14 protein-coding genes are annotated in these 18,520 nt (G+C 72.4%); 8 read left to right on the top strand and 6 right to left on the bottom strand.

Going from position 1 to position 18,520, the window contains the following annotated elements; all coding sequences use genetic code 11:
* Window positions 1-519: 519 nt before the first annotated feature.
* Together O7617_RS04405 and O7617_RS04400 are read left to right on the top strand one after the other, a co-directional pair.
* On the top strand, window positions 520-2,283 hold the full coding sequence (locus tag O7617_RS04405) for a hypothetical protein (protein ID WP_282264629.1): 1,764 nt from the start codon (window positions 520-522) through the stop codon (window positions 2,281-2,283).
* On the top strand, window positions 2,283-4,085 hold the full coding sequence (locus O7617_RS04400; RefSeq protein WP_282261672.1) for a hypothetical protein: 1,803 nt from the start codon (window positions 2,283-2,285) through the stop codon (window positions 4,083-4,085). The genes O7617_RS04405 and O7617_RS04400 overlap by 1 nt, the downstream gene beginning before the upstream one ends.
* Here the strand turns inward: O7617_RS04400 and O7617_RS04395 are convergent, their stop codons facing one another.
* Window positions 4,086-5,996: a hypothetical protein gene (locus O7617_RS04395; protein WP_282261671.1), complete on the bottom strand. Its 1,911-nt coding sequence runs from the start codon at window positions 5,994-5,996 to the stop codon at window positions 4,086-4,088.
* Between the two features lie 82 nt (window positions 5,997-6,078).
* Between O7617_RS04395 and O7617_RS04390 the strand changes: the two genes are divergently transcribed.
* The gene (locus O7617_RS04390; protein ID WP_282261670.1) at window positions 6,079-7,371 is read left to right on the top strand and encodes a PQQ-binding-like beta-propeller repeat protein; all 1,293 of its coding nucleotides are present in this window, start codon (window positions 6,079-6,081) and stop codon (window positions 7,369-7,371) included.
* Window positions 7,368-8,651 carry a PQQ-binding-like beta-propeller repeat protein gene (locus tag O7617_RS04385; RefSeq protein ID WP_282261669.1) on the top strand — a complete coding sequence of 428 codons (1,284 nt, stop codon included), beginning with the start codon at window positions 7,368-7,370 and terminating at the stop codon, window positions 8,649-8,651. Before O7617_RS04390 ends, O7617_RS04385 begins: the two co-directional genes overlap by 4 nt.
* On the opposite strand, the gene O7617_RS04380 is transcribed toward O7617_RS04385, so the two are convergent.
* The gene (locus O7617_RS04380) at window positions 8,652-9,770 is read right to left on the bottom strand and encodes a peptidase C39 family protein (protein ID WP_282261668.1); all 1,119 of its coding nucleotides are present in this window, start codon (window positions 9,768-9,770) and stop codon (window positions 8,652-8,654) included. It abuts the gene before it with no gap.
* 142 nt (window positions 9,771-9,912) lie between these two features.
* Between O7617_RS04380 and O7617_RS04375 the strand changes: the two genes are divergently transcribed.
* The 4 genes from O7617_RS04375 (at window position 9,913) to O7617_RS04360 (ending at window position 12,597) form a co-directional block, all read left to right on the top strand.
* Window positions 9,913-10,581: a response regulator transcription factor gene (locus O7617_RS04375; protein ID WP_282261666.1), complete on the top strand. Its 669-nt coding sequence runs from the start codon at window positions 9,913-9,915 to the stop codon at window positions 10,579-10,581.
* A gap of 114 nt (window positions 10,582-10,695) precedes the next feature.
* Window positions 10,696-11,871 carry a HAMP domain-containing sensor histidine kinase gene (locus O7617_RS04370; RefSeq protein WP_282261665.1) on the top strand — a complete coding sequence of 392 codons (1,176 nt, stop codon included), beginning with the start codon at window positions 10,696-10,698 and terminating at the stop codon, window positions 11,869-11,871.
* A gap of 163 nt (window positions 11,872-12,034) precedes the next feature.
* On the top strand, window positions 12,035-12,181 hold the full coding sequence (locus tag O7617_RS04365) for a hypothetical protein (protein WP_282261664.1): 147 nt from the start codon (window positions 12,035-12,037) through the stop codon (window positions 12,179-12,181).
* The gene (locus O7617_RS04360) at window positions 12,178-12,597 is read left to right on the top strand and encodes a VOC family protein (protein ID WP_282261663.1); all 420 of its coding nucleotides are present in this window, start codon (window positions 12,178-12,180) and stop codon (window positions 12,595-12,597) included. Before O7617_RS04365 ends, O7617_RS04360 begins: the two co-directional genes overlap by 4 nt.
* Window positions 12,598-12,654: 57 nt before the next feature.
* On the opposite strand, the gene O7617_RS04355 is transcribed toward O7617_RS04360, so the two are convergent.
* From O7617_RS04355 to O7617_RS04340, 4 genes are all read right to left on the bottom strand, one after another.
* The gene (locus O7617_RS04355; protein WP_282261662.1) at window positions 12,655-13,443 is read right to left on the bottom strand and encodes a hypothetical protein; all 789 of its coding nucleotides are present in this window, start codon (window positions 13,441-13,443) and stop codon (window positions 12,655-12,657) included.
* A gap of 172 nt (window positions 13,444-13,615) precedes the next feature.
* The gene (locus O7617_RS04350; protein WP_282261661.1) at window positions 13,616-15,676 is read right to left on the bottom strand and encodes a 3-hydroxyacyl-CoA dehydrogenase NAD-binding domain-containing protein; all 2,061 of its coding nucleotides are present in this window, start codon (window positions 15,674-15,676) and stop codon (window positions 13,616-13,618) included.
* Complete coding sequence (locus O7617_RS04345; protein WP_282261660.1) at window positions 15,673-16,869, bottom strand: thiolase family protein; 1,197 nt, start codon at window positions 16,867-16,869, stop codon at window positions 15,673-15,675. The genes O7617_RS04350 and O7617_RS04345 overlap by 4 nt, the downstream gene beginning before the upstream one ends.
* A 263-nt stretch (window positions 16,870-17,132) precedes the next feature.
* Window positions 17,133-18,452, bottom strand: a complete 1,320-nt coding sequence (locus O7617_RS04340) for a ribonuclease D (protein ID WP_282261659.1) — start codon at window positions 18,450-18,452, stop codon at window positions 17,133-17,135.
* Window positions 18,453-18,520 lie beyond the last annotated feature (68 nt).

Raw genomic sequence — 18,520 nt, 5'->3', positions numbered from 1 at the left:
CCGCCCCCGATCGCTTCACCGTCGCTGTCGGAAAGCGCCATAGTACGAGATGTCCGACGCGAACCCTCAGTTGCCCGCCGCCGAACTCGCCACATTGGACCACACCGGGGCTTTAGTGCTTTTTCGTTGCTCCGGTAGACTCCGCCGACTGTGACGCCTGCCGAGTCCCGGGCCCTGCCCGCGCCGCACCCGGAGGCCGCCGCCGGCCCCGACGAACTGGTGAACTACCGCACACCTGTCGGCATCCTCGCCGGCCCCGCCGCCCTGACCGGCACGTCCACCGCCCCGGCCGAGTCGCCGCCCGCCTCCGGCGCGGCGCTCGCCGCGACGACCGACGCCACCGCGCCGGCCCCCACCACGACCCCGGACGCCCCGGCCGAACCCGTAGTGCCGGTCGAGCCGGACGCTCCGGTCGAGCCGGACGCTCCGGTCGAGCCGGACGCTCCGGTCGAGCCGGACGCTCCGGTCGAGGACGCGGCGCCGGTCGAGCCCGGAGCGGCCGCCGACGACGCGGAGGCGGTGGCGACCAACCGCTGGTGGCATCGCTGGAGCCGGCGGCGACAGCACCTCGCCGTGGGCGGGTTGTTCCTGCTCGCCGCGCTCTGGGTCACCAGCCGGATCTGGCTGGACCCGTCCGGTCGGGTGGCGTCGCTCTACACCGGTGACCCGGCCCAGGTGCAGTTCTTCCTCGCCCACTCGGTACGCGTGGTGCTGCACGGGGAGTATCCGTTCTACACCGAGCAGTTCAACTACCCCGACGGCGTCAACCTGATGGCCAACACGGCGGTACTGGCACTGGGTATCCCGATGGTCCCGGTGACGCTGCTCTTCGGGCCGGCGGTCTCCTTCGTGGTGCTGGTGACGCTCGGCCTCGCCGGAACCGCGATGGCCTGGTACCTGATGCTCTCCCGCCACCTGGTGCGCACCCCGCTCGCCGCCGCGGTGGGCGGCTGGTTCTGCGGTTTCTCGCCCGCGATGCTGTCGCACGCGAGTTGGCACCCGAACATCATCAGTCAGTTCCTGCTGCCGTTCATCATCTGGCGGGTGCTGGTGCTCACCCGGTCCGGTCGGCCGATCCGGGACGGGGCGTTGCTCGCCCTGCTGGTCACCGCGCAGGCGTTCATCAACGAGGAGATCCTGCTCTTCACCGCGCTGGCCTGCGGGGTGTTCCTGCTCGCGGTGCTCGCTCAGGAGCCGGCCCGCTGGCGGGCGGCGTGGCGACCGCTCGGCGTCGGTGTGCTGACCTGCGCGCTGCTGGCCGGGGCGCTGCTGGCGTACCCCCTGTACGTGCAGTTCGCGGGGCCGATGGCGTACCACGGGCTCAGCGACGCGGTACGCGACTACGGCAACGACATCGCGGCCTTCTTCGCCCAGGGCTCGCCCACCCTCGGCGGCAACCAGCGGGCCAACATCAACCTGGCGCCGAACTACTCCGAGGAGAACGCCTTCTTCGGTTGGAGCCTGGCGATGATCGCCATCGGCATCGTGGTCTGGCTACGCCGGGAGATGATCGTCCGGGCGCTCGCGGCGACCGGCGTGTTCTTCGCCGTGCTCTCCCTCGGTGAGCGGGTCTCCTGGTGGGACCGGGAGCTGTTCACCGGGCCGTGGCAGTTCCTGGTGCACCTGCCGCTGCTGGACGCGGTGGTGCCCACCCGGTTCGGCCTGATCACCAGCGTGGTGGTCGGTCTGCTGCTCGCGCTCGCCGTCGAGCGGGCCTGGGCGCTGCGCCCGGCCGACCGGCGTACCGTTCGGACGCTCACCGCGGCGGGCCTGGCGTTCGCGCTGCTGCCGATCGCTCCGATGCCACTGCGGATGGTCTCCCGTCCGCCGGTGCCGGACTTCATCACGGCCGACCGCTGGCGGGCGTACGTCGGACCGGACCAGACGCTGGTGCCGATTCCGGTGCCCAGCATGGGCAACACGCACGGCATGCGCTGGGCGGCGGCGACCAACCTCGACTTCAAGATCCCCGGCGGTTACTTCCTCGCCCCGCGCAACGGCAACACCGGCGACCGGGGTCGGTTCGGCGGCCGACCCAGCGGTGTGGGTCAGATGCTGGAGGAGGTGGCGACCACCGGGCGTACGCCGAAGCTCGACGACCGGCAGCGGCGTCGCTTCACCGACGAACTGCGCCACTGGAGGGCCGCGATCCTGGTGCTCCCGGTCCGTCAGCAGAACTCCGAGCCGCTACGACGTGCCGTCGAGGATCTGGTCGGCCCCGGCCGCCAGGAGTTGGACGTCTGGGTGTGGGACGTTCGGGCGCTGACCGACCGTTCGGTGTGATGACCACCGGGACGGCGTCCCCGACCGAGGCGCCCGCGACCGAGGCCCGTACACCCCGTCCGGACCGGCTCCGGGACCTGCTGGTGGTGACCGGCTACCTGACGCTCGCCGTCGTGCTGACCAGCGCGCAGTGGGGGTACCAGTGGCGGCTGTTCCACCAGGCGGGCGACCAGATCCTCTTCGAGTGGATGCTGGCCCACGCGGCGCACGCCGTCGTCGACTGGGAGAACCCGCTCTACAGCGCCCTGTTGAACTCCCCCGACGGGGTGAACCTGATGGCGAACACCTCGGTGCTCGGCCTGGGCGTCCCGTTGACCCCGGTGACGCTGCTCTTCGGCTCGCAGGTCGCGTTCTGCGTGGCTGTCGTCTGCTGCCTCGCCGGCACCGCCTCGGCCTGGTACGCGCTGCTGCGCCGCCGCCTGGTCACCACCCGGGCCGCAGCCGCGGTGGGTGGCCTGGTCTGCGGTTTCGCCCCGGGCATGATCGCCCAGGCGGGCGCGCACCTGCACATCGCCGCGCAGTTCCTGGTGCCCGCGATCCTCGCGGTGGTGTTCCGGCCCACCTCGGACGGGCCGCACCGGCTGGCCGGAGTGTGGCGACCCGGCATCGTCCTCGGGCTGCTGCTGGTCTGGCAGGTCTTCATCGGCGAGGAGGTGCTGGTCTTCCTGGCGCTCGCGGCCGGGGTGTTCGCGCTCGGCTACGCGCTCGCCGACCGGGTGGCCGCCCGGCGGCTCGCACCGGCCCTGTTCGGCCGACTGGCGGTGGCGGCCGGTGTCGCGACGGTGCTGCTGGCGTACCCCGTGTGGTTCCAGTTCTACGGCCCGCAGCACTACTCGGGGATGGCGTTCGCCGCGCACGCCTTCCAGTTGGACGCCGCGTCGTTCACCGCGTCGGCGCGGCAGACCGTACTCGGCGACGACTGGCTCCCGGGGTTGCTCTCGCCGAACCCGACCGAGGAGAACTCGTTCTTCGGCCCGGGGTTGCTGGTGCTCGCCGTGGTGATCGTGATCTGGCTGTGGCGGCGACCGCTGGTTCGCGCCCTGGCCGGCTGTGGGTTGGTGTTCGCCCTGCTCTCCCTCGGCACCGAGCTGCGGGTCGACGGCACCGCCACCGGCATCCCCGGGCCGTACCGGCTGGTCGCCGGGCTGCCCCTGCTCGACCTCGCGGTGCCGGCCCGGTTCGCGCTGGTCTGCGTACCGGTGCTGGGTGTCCTGGTGGCGCTCTCCCTGGACCGGGTCCGCGGGGCGCGTCGGCTGTCGGCTGCCCCCGGGCTGCCGGTGCGGTTGCTGTGGGCCGGGGCGGTGGCCGCCGTGTTGCTGCCGTTGGTGCCGACGCCGATCCGGGTGGTGCCGGTCAACCCGGTGCCCGGGTTCGTCGCGGACGGCGGGTGGCGGTCCCTGGTGCCGCCGGGTCGCACGCTGGTCGCCGTACCGCCGGTGACCGGCGCGGCGCGGAGCCCGGTGATGCTCTGGTCCGCCCGTAGCGGGCTGGCGTTCAGCGCGCCGGGCGGCTACTTCATCGGCCCCAGCGGCCCGGACGACCCGGCGGCCCGCTGGGGTGCGCCGGACCGGCCCACGTCGGTGCTGCTGCGCCGGGTCGCCGAGACCGGCGCGGTGCCCGTGCTGACCGACCTCGACCGCCGCCGGGCCGTCGAGGACCTGCGGCACTGGCGGGCCGCCGTCGTGGTGCTCGGCCCGCTGCCCAACGCAGACCCGGTCCGGCGGACCGTCGACGACCTGCTCGGGCCGGGTCGCCCGGTGGACGGCGGGTGGGTGTGGGACGTGCGGAACCAGGTCGGCTGATCAGCCCACCAGGGCGCGGACGTCCCAGACCCAGACGTCGTCGACCCGCTGCGGCGGCCCGATCAGGCCGGTGACCAGCTCACGCAGCACCGCCTCGCGTGGGTGCGCCCCGAGAACCACCACCGACGCCCGCCAGAACCGCAGATCCTCGACGGCCTGGCGGCGGTTCTCCTCGGTCAGCACCGGGACCGCGTCCTTGTCCATCGTGGAGTAGACGAGCGTGCTGGTGGGCCGGTTCGGCGCGCCGAAGACCCCCTCGCCGACCTCGTTCGGGCCGATGAAGTAGCCGCCCGGGATCGGGAACTCCTGCCCGGTCAGCGCGCTCCAGCGCAACGTGGGCAGGCCGTGCACGTTGCTCGGGATCGGCACCGGCACCAGGGTCCGGCCCGCCGGCACGTACGGCCGCCAACCACCCGAGGTGATGAAGTGCGGTGGCGGGTCGATCTGCTGGGCCGGCAACGGCCGGGGGAAGAGCGGCAGCACGGCGAGGGCGACCGCCGCGTACCCCACCGGGCGCAGCCAGCGGCGACGGGTCGCGACCGGCGCGGGCTGGTCTCCGGCCCCGGTGTCGTCGGGAGTCGCCGCGACCGCGTCGCCCGCGCGCTGCGCCGGCACCCGCGGTCGGTCGGCCACCGGGCGTCCCTGGCGGTGCGCGGCGTCCCAGGTCAGGGCGAGCAGGACGCCCACCGCGGCGGCCACCACGAGCGTCAACCGGGTCGGCATCATCATCTCGACCAGCGGCAGGTCGTCCGGCACGTACGACCACGGGCCGCGCACATCCGTCTCGACGCCGTCGAACCGCACCCGGGGCCCGATCGACGCCACGGTGAAGACGACGATCAGCACCGCGGCGATCCGGGCGGGAAGTGAGCGGCGGACGAGCAGCACCAGGGCGACCACCGTCAGCAGCACCAGCGGCCAGCCGAACCAGGTGTTCTGCTCGGTCAACCCGATCGTCTTCTCCACCGCCGGGTCACCGGCCCAGGTGTCGCGGGCGAAGGTGACGAAGGCGACCAAGTCCTCGCCCCAGTTGTGAAAGACGCCGCCCTGCAGGCCCCGGTAGGACTGTGGACCGTTGAACTGGAACCAGATCGGGTACGCGGCGAGCACCAGGGCGAGCCCGCCGGCGACGCCGAGCCCGGCCAGGAACGTGCCGGCGGCGGCCCGGGTGGCGGCCGGGCGCTGCACGGCGTACGCGAGCACGACGACCAGGCAGGCCAGGGCGGTGAGGAGCAGCATCTCCTCGTTGATGAAGATCTGGTACGTCACCAGCGCGCCGAGCACCAGTCCGTTGCGCCGCCACCGGCCCGGCTCACCGAGACGCAGCACCCGCACCACGATCAGCGGCAGCAGGAAGTTGGACACGAAGTTGGGTTGGCCGTTGGCGTGGTGGACGATTCCCGGCGCGAAGCCGAGGAACGCGCCGCCGACGAACGCCGCCGCGCGGGAGCGCACCAGGTGGCGGGAGAGCATCCAGTAGCCGGTGCCGGCGGTGGCGGCCAGCGCTCCACCCAGGTAGAGCGCGTACATCACCTGGGGGCCGAGCAGCATGGTCAGCGGGGCCAGCGGCAGGGTCACCCCGAGCAGCGAGGTGTTGGCGATCATGTTCACCCCGTCCGGGGCGTTCTGCCGGGCCGTGAACAGCGGATTCTCCAGGTGCCGCACGGAGTACGCGCCGTGCGCGAACAGCCACTCGAACCAGCTGTGGTCGGTGGGCAGGTGCGAGGAGACCCGGCCGTTGACGTCACCCCAGTAGTTGAGGCAGACGAAGACGCCCAGCAGCACATAGGCTCCGAGGGCGAACAGGTCGGCTCGGGCCGGACGGCGTCGAGGCCGTCGGGGCGACTCGGCCTCGGCCGGGTCGGCGTCGGTCAGGGGATTCAGCGAAGGGTCTACCACCGGCACGGCCACGACGGGCCATCGTACAGGCCCGGTTCCGTCGCTTTTGCCGGGCCGGTGCACCCACGGCCGGTTTGCCGGACGGTGACCAGGGGTGACGGAAGGACGCTTGTTGTCGATCATCGAGCTGGGCGAGGTCCGGGACGAAGCCTCGTCGACGCCCACGGTCCGTCGACCGCGCGCTGCCGGCCGCCCGCTGCGCAGCGTGGCGGTGCTGGTCCTCGCCCTGGTGCTGCTGGCCGCTGCGACACCGGTGCCGCAGCAGGTGGTGAGCGTGGTGCCGGCGGTGCGGACGTCCACTGCGTACCTCGGCGGCGACAGCGTCTTCGTGGTCGACCCGCCGGCACCGGAGGGGGAGCGGTACCTGACCGCGTACGCCCAGCCGTCCCGGACCGGTGCGGGCGTGCATAGGCGGTGGCAGGCCCCGCTGGCCCGCCTCGGTGACTACCTCGACGTCCGGGTCGAGCAGGGGCTGGTGTTGGCGATGGCGGTCAACGACGACGGAGTGTTCGAGACCACCGCCTACGACAGCGCGACCGGCCAGCGGCGCTGGCAGCACCCCGGTGGTCCCCAGCCGATCGCCCAGGGCGGCCTGCTGCTGACCGAGAACCGGGGAGACCGGGAGGGCGCGATGGGCCGGGTCGATCCCGGCACCGGGCGGGTGCTCTGGTCGATGTCGATCCCGGCACCCAGCAATCCCGCCTACCACCGTCGAGACGGCCAGATCGACCAGTTCGTGCTCCTGCAACCGACCGGCGAGGTGCAGGTGTACGACGCCGGCACGGGCCGCCTGCTGCGCGGCATCGACACGCTGCCCGGTGACCGGGCGGCGTACCAGCGGGTGTGGGTCGTCGACGACCTGCTGTTGCTCGTCCCACCCGGCAGCACGCGCCTGATCGCCTACCGGCTGGCCTACCTGCAACCACTGTGGACGGCCGAGGTGCCGTTGATCTCGTTCGTGTTCGCCTGCGCGGATCTGCTCTGCGCGGTACCGCAGACCGGTGGCCTCCAGGTGCTCGATCCGGCCACCGGCGTCGTACGGTGGTCGGACTCCGGTCCGAACAACCTGGCGGACGTCCGGCATGGTCAGTTGCTGATGGCCAGACCCGGTCGGGGTTACGAGGTGTGGGACGCGGCGACGGGGCGGGTGCGCACCGAGCTGGGCCCGTGGGCCCTGATGCAGGTGCTCGGGCCGGACGCTCCCCTGGTCGGGACGCGGTCGGGTGACGACGGCCGGATGGTCGTCGCCGAGCTGGATCTGGTGGCCCACCGGGCGCGGATCGTCGACGTGTTGCCGGCCATCGCCGGCAGCTGCCAGGCGTCCCTGCCGATGCTGCTCTGTCAGCGCCTCGACGGCACCACCGCGCTGTGGCGGTTGACCCGATGAGCGACTCGGTGATCGACCTCGGTGTGCTGCGGCACGGCCCGGACCCGGACCCGTCGCCCCGCCCACCTCGCGCCAACGGTCGGCAGCTGCGCGTGGCGCTGGTCGCCCTGCTCGCGCTGCTCACCCTCGCCGCCGCCGGTGCGCCGCAGCCCCGGCGATCCGTGGTGACGCTGCCGGCGCAGCCCGGGGCCGACGTGCTCGTCGACGGGGACCTCGCCGTGGTGATCGAGCCGACCAGCACGTCCAACCTGCAGCAGCGGCGACTGGCGGCGTATCGGCTGCCCGGCGGCGAGCCGGCCTGGCAGGCGCCGCTGTCGGCGGACGCCCGGTACTGGGGGATCTTCCCGCTGGGCGAGTTGCTGGTCGTCACCGGGTTTGAGATCGGCCCGCGAGGCCGGGACGTGACGACCATCGCGCTGGACCGGGCGACCGGCGCGTACCGGTGGCAGCAACCGGCCGGCGCCAACCGACTGGCCGACGGCAACCTCCTGCTGCGTGCCGGCGGCGAGAGCGAGCCGAGCGTCCTGCGCGTGGTCGACCCCTGCTGCGGCACCGTGCGGTGGCAGTTGCCCGCGACCACCGCCGAGATCACCTTCCGCGAGACCGAGCGCGGGATCGATCGGCTGATCCTGAACCCGCCGGACGGGCCGACGGAGGTACGCGATGCGACCACCGGAGCGGTGCTGGCTCGCGCCGACCTGCGACCAGCCGATGGTGGGCGATTCGGGCTGGAGGTGCTGAACGACCTCCTGCTGGTCATCGACCGGGGTTCGGGCGCGGTCACCGCGTACGGCCTGGACCAGCTCGACCGGCGCTGGATCCGCCCGAACGTGACCGTCGACTTCGCGCTGGACTGTGGCCCCGTCCTGTGTTTGCGCACCGGTGCCAACCAGCTGCAGGCGCTCGACCCCGCCACCGGCGAGGTGCGCTGGAGCAGCGATCGTTGGGGGTGGGCGTGGGGGGCCGAGGATCGGCTGCTGGCCAACGTGGTCGGCGGCGGGGATTCGCCTGGCCGCTTCGTCGTGCTGGACGCGCCCACCGGTCAGGAGGTGGCCGTCCTGGGCCAGTGGGACCTGTACCGACGGGATCGGGGCGGTCCGCTGACGACCGTCCGCAAGCACCCCGATGGCGGGGTGGTCGTCGGTGAGGTGGATATGCGAGCCGGGACGGTACGCAAACTCGACGTGCTGCGCGATGCCACCGGGGATTGTCAGGTGACCGACTCCCACCTGCTGTGCGTGGGCCCCGGTACCTACCGGCTGTGGCAGTTGCGCCGGTGACTACCAGTTCGCCTGGGCGGGCGGCGGGGGCAGCGGCACCGACGGGGGTCGCAGCACGTACGCCACGCCGCCGCTGCCACGCTGCCAGACCGCCTCGAACGGCTGCCGGGGCACGGTACGGCGGACGCCGTCGTCGTCCGGGGCGTACGGGTCGTTGAGCACCGGGTCGCCGTCGTCGGTGAAGCCCACCAGCACCATGAGGTGCCCCCGGGTGTCGTAGGCGAGACCCGGCACCTCGTCGGCCCGGAACGCGGCGGACACGATCAGCGGGACGCCGGCCGCGACGAACGCCTCCGCCTCGGCCAGCGACCGGAGCCGGGTGACGAACGCGTCCACCCCGAACCGACCGGCGTACGCGGTGTTGAACGGCCAGTTGCCGGCCCCGGCGTACGCGTGGTCGTAGCAGTGCCGGGCGGCGTGCACCACCACCGGGCGCGGGCCGGGCGGCTGCACCCAGGCGTAGTGCTCCTCCGTCGGCCCGAGGCCCCAGTAGGCGAGCACCATCGAGGTGCAGGTGGGGCTGCACCAGGAGTCGCCACCCCCGCCCCACTGCGGGTACCGGCCGGCGTGCAGCCGCTGCGAGTAGCGGGGGACGTCCAGCACCCGCCCACGGGCGGCGGACGAGGCGGGCGCCGACGCGTCGGTCGGGCCGGTCAGCGCGGGGCCGGTGGCGACCGCGCCGAAGCTGCGCAGCACCGGTCCGGTCGGGGCGCCGACCGGTCGGCACCGGGTCACCCGCGCCTGCCAACCGGTGACCATCGCACCGGCCACGACCAGCGTGTCGGTGTCGACGGCGGCGTCTCCGTCGCGCTGCCCGGGTATCGAGGTGCGTCGTACCGCCCGGTCGTCGGCGGCCCAGCGGGCCAGCCGATACCAGCCGGTGGCGGGGGCGTCGTCGTGCCAGCCGCGCAGCTCGACCTCGATCCAGCAGCCGTCCGGGGTGTCGGCGGTCCAGGACGGCACGACCTCGGCGACGGTGAAGCCCACCGGCACCGGAGGTGACGTCCAGGTGCTCCGCCCGTCGACACCGCCCTCGTCGCCGTCGAACGCGCCGTCGGCCGGCAGGTGGAAGACCCGGTACACGATGTCCCGCCGGGTGGGTGGTGCCGCGATCGTCATTCCAGGTCCGTCCGTCGCTCGGTGCCGCCGGACAGCATCGCGTACGCCGAGATGGTCCGCAACGCCGACCGGTGCGGGCGGCGAGGGACGATGGTTGCCGACCGGCACTAGGTTGTCGGTGGTCAGCAGCGAGGAGGCCGGGATGCGGGTACTGGTGGTGGAGGACGAGCGCAACCTCGCCGACGCGATCGCACGCGGGTTGCGCAAGCGGGGGATGGCCGTCGACGTGGCGTACGACGGAGACGCCGGGCATGAGGCGGCGTTCGTCACGCGGTACGACGTGGTGGTGCTCGACCGCGACCTGCCGGGAGTGCACGGTGACCAGATCTGCGCCGACCTGGCCGCCTCCGGCGCGCTGACCCGGGTGTTGATGCTGACCGCGAGTGGCACGGTGGCGGACCGGGTGGAGGGGTTGCAGCTCGGCGCGGACGACTACCTGCCCAAACCGTTCGCCTTCGACGAGTTGGTCGCCCGGGTGCAGGCGTTGGGCCGCCGGGCCACTCCGGCCGCTCCGCCGGTGCTCGAACTGGCCGACCTGGTGCTCGACCCGGCCCGTCGGGTGGCCACCCGCGCCGGCCTGCCGGTCGACCTCACCAACAAGGAGTTCGGGGTGCTCAGCGAGCTGCTCAAGGCTCGTGGCGCGGTGGTCTCCAGCGAGGAGCTGCTGGAACGGGTCTGGGACGCGAACACCGACCCGTTCACCACGATCGTCCGGGTCACCGTGATGACGCTGCGCAAGAAGCTCGGCGACCCGCCGCTGATCGAGACGGTGGTCGGCGCGGGTTACCGCACCGCCGAGGTGAGCTCGTGAGCGCGAGGAGTGAGCCGGGTCTGCGAGCCCCGCAGTCGCGAACGGAGGGCGCACGGTGAGCGCGAGGAGTGAGCCGGGTCTGCGAGCCCCGCAGTCGCGAACGGAGGGCGCACGGTGAGCCGCCGGTTGCGGCCCACCCTGCGACTGCGGCTGACACTGCTCAACGGGGTGCTGCTGATCGGGGCGGGGGCGATCCTGGTCGTGCTGGCGTGGCTGCTGGTCCGGGACGCGCTGCGGCCCACCGACGAGTTGCTGCCCGGCACGACGGTGGTGCTCGCCGACGGCGAGTCGATGGACGCGGCCCAGTGGCAGCGGCAACTCGTCGACGCCGCCTCCGGGGAGCTGCTGGCCAAGGGACTGGTCGCGCTGTTGGCGGTCAGTGTGGTCGGGGTGGCCGGCGCGTACGCGGTGGCTGGTCGGGCGCTGCGCCCGTTGCACCAGGTCACCGCGACCGCGCAGCGGCTCGGTGAGGCGACCCTGGACCAGCGGATCGGCTACTCGGGCGCCGACGACGAGGTGGCCGAGCTGGCCAAGACGTTCGACGCCATGTTGGACCGGATCGCGTCCGCCTTCGAGGCGCAGAAACGTTTCGTGGCGAACGCCTCGCACGAGCTGCGTACCCCGCTCGCCGTCATGCGGACCGAGATCGACGTGACGCTCAGCGACGACGACGCGGACGCCGCCGAATACCGTCGGATGGCGACAGTGGTCCGGGACGCCTCGGAACGCGCCAACGGCCTGGTGGACGCGCTGCTGGTGCTGGCCCGCAGCGAGGCGCAGGCCGGGCGGCAACTGGGTCGGCGTACCGAGTGTGACCTCGCCGCAGGGACCGTCAACGCCTTGTCGGCGATGCGCCGCGAGGTGGAACGGATCGGCCTGCGGGTGCAGACGTCACTGGAGTCCGCGCCCGTCGTCGGCGACCCGGGGTTGCTCGACCGGCTGGCCGGGAACCTCATCGAGAACGCGGTCCGCTACAACCACCTGCACGGCCGGCTCTGGGTGCGTACCGGCACCGACGGCGCCCGGTCCTGGCTGGTGGTGGGCAACACCGGGTTCGAGGTGGACCAGGCCGACGTGCCGGGCCTGTTCGAGCCGTTCCGGCGCGGTGGCCGGGAGCGCACCGGCGCCCGTGGTTCCGGCCTGGGGCTGTCCATCGTCCGGGCGGTCTGCACGGCGCACGGCGGGACGGTGAAGGTGATCGCGCAGCCCGGCGGTGGCCTGGAGGTGACCGTCACACTGCCGTCGGCGGACGCCCCGGCGGTGTCCGGGCCGGTGCCGACGGTCGGCTGAACGGGGTTGCGGGCGGCGCTCGGCCGATGGCAAGATCACCGGGTCGGCTCGGAGAGTGAAAGGGGGTGCGTCGATGTCCACCAGTCATGACTCCGCACCCCGGGTCTTCGCAGGCTGACCCCGGGCGGCGGAGCGTCCTCATCCGAAAGTGGAGGGACCACCCGTGTATCCACGGATCCGCAACATCAGTTTCGACTGTCACGACACGTACACCCTGGCCGGTTTCTGGTCGGCGGTGTTCGCCGGGTGCTGCGTGCTCCGCAGCGCCGGGGAACGTGTCGGCAGCACCACTGTGGAGGACCAGCCGTGAGTTCGATCATCCATAACATCAGCATCGACTGTCACGACACGTACGCCCTCGCGGGCTTCTGGGCGCAGGTCTTCGACTGCCCCCGGCAGCCCGACGACTTCCCCGGCGACCCGGAGGCGATGCTCCTGCCGCCGGGCGGCCCGGAGGTGCTGTTCATCGCGGTGCCGGAGGGCAAGACGGTGAAGAACCGGCTGCACCTCGACCTGCAACCCGCCGACCGCACCCGGGCCGAGGAGGTCGAGCGGCTGCTGGGGATCGGCGCGACGCTGGTGGACGACCGGGTCAGCCCGACCGGCGGCGGCTGGGTGGTGCTCGCCGACCCGGAGGGCAACGAGTTCTGCGTACTCGGCAACGAGGCCGAGCGGGCGGCGGCAGCGACGGCACGGGCCGCGGCGCACGGCCACGAGCCGGCCTGATCGTCGGCACGGGGCCCCGGCCACCCTCGGGTGGTCGGGGCCCCGGTCGTCGACGGCTCAGGAGCGCTGCTCGACCTGGCCCCGGATCGTGACGAACTCGGCCTTCGTCTGCTCGGCGGTCTTGAAGTACATGACCACCATGCCCAGGCTGCCCCGGTCGGCCCACACGCACACACCGAGCGGCACGCTCTCGGCCTTGCCGTCACCGCACTTCGCATCACCGCCGAGCGGACCAGGATCGACGGTCGCCAGGTTGGTCAGCGTCAGCTCGGTGGAGAGCCCGTTGATCGCGTCGTCCAGCTCCTTCTTCGGGTCCGTCAGCAGGCCGGACGCACCCGCGATCATTACGAGGTCCTGCTTGGCCGGGTCGCCGTAGAAGGCGCCGACGGTGCTGGTCTCGTTCTGCACCTCCGCCTTCATCTCGGTGACCAACTGGTCGGCGGCCGCCTGCAGGTCCGGCTCCGTGATCTTCGGCCGGCCGGCGAGGGTGGCCGGTGCGACCAGCCGGGTCTTGGTGGCGTCGACGACGTCGCCCACGTCGTCCTTGACCGTGAACCAGATGGCCGCCACGCCGCCGAGGCAGACCACCAGCAGCACGGCCAGCACGATCAAGATGATCTTGCCGACGTGCGACTTCTTCGCCGGCGGCGGGCCCGCGAACTGGCTGGGGTCACCGTACGGCTGACCCGGCTGTGCGGGCGGGAACCCCTGCTGCTGCGGAGGCGGCCAGCCACCGGGCTGCTGGGGCTGGCCCGGCTGCTGGGGCTGGCCCGGTTGACCGGGGTGCTGCGGCGGGTTGGAGGAATCGTGCGGCGGGCCGTAGGGACTGGCCGGCGGCTGGGACATTCAGTCAGCTCCAAGATGGGGGTGCGAAACGCGTGATCCTAACCCGTTGTGGAACACGGCGTTGTCCCTGCTGGAGGGCCCTTCCGGCGGTGAGCTGATCACAAACGGTCGCGGTGGTCGGGCCGCCCACGATGGACGGTCCGACCACCGCGACCGGTGGTGTGGCGTTCGGTCAGGCCGGCAGGCTCGCCGCCCCACGCGGCAGGAACCGCTGACCGGTGACCCGCTCGGCGGTGCCGGTCCGGTCCAGGTACGGCGTGACGCCGCCCAGGTGGAACGGCCAACCGGCGCCCAGGATCAGGCACAGGTCGATGTCCTGCGCCTCGGCGACGACACCCTCGTCCAGCATCAGCCGGATCTCCTGCGCGAGGGCGTCGAGCGCGTTCTGCCGTACCTGCTCGGCGGTCAACGGCTGGTCACCGACGACGAGCAGCTTGGCCACCTCGTCGTTGACCTGGTCGTCGACCACGATCGGCTGGCCCGAGTCGGCGATCCGCTTGAGGTTCTCGCTGGCGGAGAACCGGTCCGGGTACGCGGCGTGCAGCGTGCCGCCCACGTGGTACGCGACCCCCGGCCCGACCAGTTGGAGCAGGGCGAGCGGGCGCATCGGCAGGCCCAGCGGGTCCAGGGCGCTGTTCGCCACGTCCAGCGGGGTGCCGGCGTCGACGGCGGCGAAGACGGTGCCCAGGAACCGGGTGAGCAGGCGGTTCACCACGAACGCCGGAGCGTCCTTCACCAGCACGCTCGACTTCTTGAGCTGCTTGCCCACCACGAACGCGGTCGCGAGGGTGACGTCGTCGGTGCGCTCGCCCCGGACGATCTCCAACAGCGGCAGCACCGCCACCGGGTTGAAGAAGTGGAAGCCGACCACCCGCTCCGGGTGCTCCAGCTCGGCGGCCATCTCGGTGATCGACAACGAACTGGTGTTGGTGGCGAGCACCGCCTCCGGGGAGACGATCTTCTCCAGCTCGGCCCAGACCTGCTTCTTGACTCCCAGGTCCTCGAAGACCGCCTCGATGACGAAGTCCGCGTCCGCGAAGGCGCTCTTGTCGACCGAGCCGCTGACCAGGCCGTACAGCTTGGCGGCGGTGTTCTTGTCCATCCGGCCCTTGGTGACGGCCTTCTCGATCTGGGTGTGCACGTAGCCCACACCCTTGTCCACCCGGGACTGGTCGAGGTCGGTCATCACCACCGGCACCTGGAGGCGGCGGGCGAACAGCAGCGCCAACTGGCTGGCCATCAGGCCGGCGCCGACGATGCCGACCTTGGTGATCGTGCGGGCCAGGCCCTTGTCCGGCGCGCCGGCCGGGCGCTTGGCCCGCCGCTGCACCAGGTCGAACGCGTACAGGCCGCTGCGCAGCTCCTCCGAGAAGACCAGGTCCGCGAGGGCCTCGTCCTCGGCGGCGGTGCCGGCGGTGAAGTCGCCGTCCTTCGCCGTCTCCAGCAGGTCGAGAGCCTTGTACGCGGCCGGGACCGCGCCGTGCAGCCGCTGGTTGAGGGTCTCCCGGGCGAAGTAGAGCACGCCCGCCCACATGTCCTTGTCGACCTCCGGCCGGGTCACCGTGACCTGACCCCGGACCACCCCGGCGGCCCATTCCAGGGAGCGCTCCAGGAAGTCGACCGGCTCCAACAGGATGTCCGCGATGCCCAGCTCGGCGGCCTGCTTCGGCTTGAGCATCTTGTTCTGCATCAGCGGGTTCTGGATGATCACCTGGGTGGCGGCGGGGATGCCGATCAGGTTCGGCAGCAGTTGCGTGCCGCCCCAGCCGGGCACCAGACCGAGGGAGACCTCGGGCAGCGCCAGCGCCGCAGCGCCACCGGAGAGCGTCCGGTAGTGGCAGTGCAACGCCAACTCCAGGCCGCCGCCCATCGCCGCGCCGTTGACGAAGGCGAACGTGGGCACGGCGCTGTCCTTGAGTCGGGCGAAGACCCGGTGGCCGAGCCGGCCGATCTCCAGCGCCTGCGCCCGGTCGGCGAGCTGCGGCAGGCCGACGATGTCCGCACCCACGCAGAAGACGTACGGCTTGCCGGTCACCGCGATGAACGCCGGGTCGGCGGCGAGCGCGGCGGTGATCGCCTCGTCCAGACTGGCCAACCCGCCGGGGCCGAAGGTGTTCGGCTTGGTGTGGTCGAAGCCGTTGTCCAGGGTGATCAGGGCTGCGGGACGGTCCAGCCCCGGCACGTTCACCTGACGCAGCAGCGCCCTGGTGACGACCTCGTTCGGTGCCTTCACTTGTCGCCACCTTCCCAGTTCGGGTTCTCCCAGATGACAGTGCCGCCCATTCCGATGCCGATGCACATCGCGGTGAGGCCGTAGCGGACCTCGGGGTGCTCGGCGAACTGGCGGGCCAGCTGGGTCATCAGCCGTACGCCGGAGGAGGCCAGCGGGTGGCCGATGGCGATCGCGCCGCCCCACTTGTTGACCCGCGCGTCGTCGTCGGCGATGCCGAAGTGGTCGAGGAAGGCGAGCACCTGCACGGCGAACGCCTCGTTCAGCTCGAACAGGCCGATGTCGTCGATGCTGAGCCCGGCGAGGCGCAGAGCCTTCTCCGTCGAGGGGATCGGGCCGACACCCATCACCTCCGGCTCCACCCCGACGAACCCGAACGACACCAGCCGCATGGCGATCGGCAGACCCAGCTCGCGGGCGGTGGCCTCGTCGGCGAGCAGGCTCGCGGTGGCGCCGTCGTTCAGGCCGGCCGCGTTGCCCGCGGTCACCTTGCCGTGTGGGCGGAACGGGGTCTTGAGGGTGGCGAGCTTCTCCAGCGAGGTGTCCCGCGGGGCCTCGTCCACGGTGGCCAGACCCCAGCCGCCCTCGGCGTCGCGGATCGACATCGGCACCAGGTCGTCCTGGAGCTTGCCGTTGGCGTACGCCTTGGCGGTCTTCTGCTGCGAGGCGAGCGCGAACGCGTCGGTGCGTGCCTTGGTGATGTGCGGGACCAGGTCGTGCAGGTTCTCCGCGGTGGCACCCATGACCAGCGCGGACGGGTCGACCAGCTTCTCGGCGATGATACGCGGGTTGGGGTCGACGCCCTCGCCCATCGGGTGCCGGCCCATGTGCTCGACGCCACCGGCGATGGCGACGTCGTACGCGCCCATCGCGATGCCGCTGGCCACGGTGGTCACCGCGGTCATCGCACCGGCGCACATCCGGTCGATGGCGAAGCCGGGAACGGTCTTCGGCAGACCGGCCAGCAGGGCGGCGGTGCGGCCGATGGTGAGGCCCTGGTCGCCGATCTGGGTGGTGGCCGCGACGGCGACCTCCTCGACCCGCTCCGGCGGCAGCTGCGGGTTGCGCCGCAGCAGTTCCCGGATGCAGCGGATCACCAGGTCGTCGGCGCGGGTGTTGGCGTACATGCCACCCGCCTTGCCGAACGGGGTACGGACGCCGTCGACGAAGACGACATCCCGAACTTCACGGGGCACTTGAGCCTCCTTTTCGACCATGATTCGGCCTCAGCGCCGTCAGGCGGCACTCCGGACCGAATGAGGGTCGGCCGGCGCGGGCACGTTCCTCAGAATGCTACTTGCCAGTAACCAACCCCGTCCCGACCCCCCGCTGTGGCCCACCCCACACCGCAGGGAGTGCCCGACGCCGCGTTGATCATGAAGTTGTCGCCACCGGGTCGGCATGTCCCGACAACAACTTCATGATCAACGAGAGGGGAGTGGGGCGGGGGTGGGATGGGTCAGAGGGTGGGGGTCAGGGCCTTGGTCAGGTCCTGGATGAGGAGACCGATCTGCCACTCCCGGGCGTTGAGGCCGCGTAGGGTCTGCGCGACCGACTCCTCGGTCACCACCTCGGGCGGGGTCCACGCCAACCGGCGGATCGAATCCGGCGTGATCAGGTTTTCCGGCGGCAGGTTGTGCTCACCGGCGATGCGGATGACCACCTCCCGGCAGCGAGCCAGTCGACCGGCGGCCACCGGGTCCCGCTCGGCCCACCGGTGCGGCGGGGGCGGGCCCTCCACCGTCGGCGTGACCGGCAGCGAATCCTCCGCGAGCTGCCGGGCGTCGTCGAGGGCGGCGAGCCAGGTGCGGGCCAGTCGACGCACCGACCGACCGCCGAAACCGGGCAGGGTCAACAGGGTCTTCTCGTCCTTGGGGTCCAGCTCGGCCGCGGCGATGATCGCCGAGTCGGGCAACACCCGACCGGGCGCGGCGTCCCGCCGGGCCGCGATCTGGTCCCGGGCGTACCACATCGAGCGGACGCGGGCCTGGGCACGCGCGCCGCGCAGCCGGTGGATGCCGGACGTGCGGCGCCACGGCTCGGCGCGGACCCGCGGCGGGCGCGCCCCGGTGCGGACCAGCGCGGCGAACTCCTCGGCGGCCCACTCCGACTTGCCCTGCCGGGTCAGCTCGGCGTCGAGCGCGTCGCGCAGGTCGGTGAGCAGCTCCACGTCGAGAGCGGCGTACGTCAACCACGACTCGGGCAGCGGTCGACTCGACCAGTCGGCGGCCGAATGGTGCTTCTCCAGGGTGTAGCCGAGCAACTGCTCGGTCAGCGCGGCCAGCCCGACCCGCTCGAAACCAGCCAGCCGGGCGGCCAACTCGGTGTCGAACAGCCGGCGTGGCCGCAGCCCCACCTCGGCCAGGCAGGGCAGATCCTGACTGGCCGCGTGGAGCACCCACTCGGCGTCGCCGATCGCCGCGTCCAGCGTGCTGAGGTCCGGCAGCGGCAGCGGGTCGATCAGCGCCGTGCCCGCTCCGGCGCGACGCAGTTGCACCAGGTACGCGCGTTGGCTGTAGCGGTAACCGGAGGCCCGTTCGGCGTCCAGGGCGACCGGGCCGGTGCCCGCCGCGAAGCGGGCCACCACCTCGGCCAACTCGGCCGGGGCGGCCACCGGTTCGGGGGTGCCGTCACGCGGGGCGATCAGCGGAACGGGCCCACCGTCGGCCGGGGTGGCCCCCTCGCCTGCCAGCTGCGGCTGGGCCGACGGCGGGTGCTCGGGTGCGTTTCCCGGAAGGTCTTCGGCGGGCCGACGGCGCAGGGGTGGTTCGTCGGTCACCTGTCAACCCTAGTGCGCGTGGAGATCGAGCGGGTGCAGCCGGTCCGGCGTGTGTCGATCACGTGTCC

This window comes from Micromonospora sp. WMMD1155, assembly GCF_029581275.1.
Taxonomy (GTDB): Bacteria; Actinomycetota; Actinomycetes; order Mycobacteriales; family Micromonosporaceae; genus Micromonospora.
This window is presented reverse-complemented; position numbering and strand designations above follow the sequence as displayed.